Source organism: Rhizobium sp. UBA1881, from assembly GCF_002338015.1.
In the GTDB taxonomy this organism is placed as follows: domain Bacteria; phylum Pseudomonadota; class Alphaproteobacteria; order Rhizobiales; family Rhizobiaceae; genus Rhizobium.
The window spans coordinates 2,462-2,990 of the sequence record NZ_DDHH01000181.1; the positions used below are offsets into that span (position 1 = coordinate 2,462).

A 529-nucleotide genomic window follows, 5' to 3' on the forward strand; every position below is an offset into this window, starting at 1 on the left:
CCTTCTTCGGCGAGATGGCGCTCTTGAGCGGCGGACGCCGCAACGCCGATGTGGTCGCCGTCGATTTCTGCCACTTCTTCGTGCTGGAACGACGCGATTTCAACATGTTCACGGCCAAGCATCCGGCGCTCCGCCAGATGGTGAGCGAGATGGCGCGCGAGCGCACCGAGATGAATGTCATGCGCCAGAAGCGCGTCCCTTCATCAGGTGTCGCCTCCTGATCCCGCGCGATCACGACATAATCCCCTCGCACGATCACGAAGAGTTTTTTACCGCACTGCCGCATGACTGACACAGCAGCCATTTACAGGCCGATATCAGGCCCATAAAGCTCATGCACGCAACCTGAAAGGACCGGAATGCTTCGCAGATTGTACGACTGGACCATGTCGCTGGCATCCCGCAAATCGGCCGAAGTCTGGCTTGCCGTTATCGCCTTCGTCGAAAGCTCGGTCTTTCTCGTTCCGGCCGATGTCCTTTATCTGCCCATGGCGCTTGCCAAGCCCGAGCGCGCCTATCGCTACGCGCT

The 529-nt window shown here is 59.4% G+C and carries 2 protein-coding genes; both read left to right on the forward strand.

Annotated elements, in window-relative coordinates; translation table 11 throughout:
* Positions 1-221: cyclic nucleotide-binding domain-containing protein (locus B3605_RS22090; RefSeq protein ID WP_296436058.1), on the forward strand; the 221-nt coding region annotated here is incomplete at its 5' end.
* A 138-nt stretch (positions 222-359) separates the two neighbouring features.
* The coding region (locus B3605_RS25850) for a YqaA family protein (protein WP_414707007.1) at positions 360-529 on the forward strand (170 nt) is incomplete at its 3' end.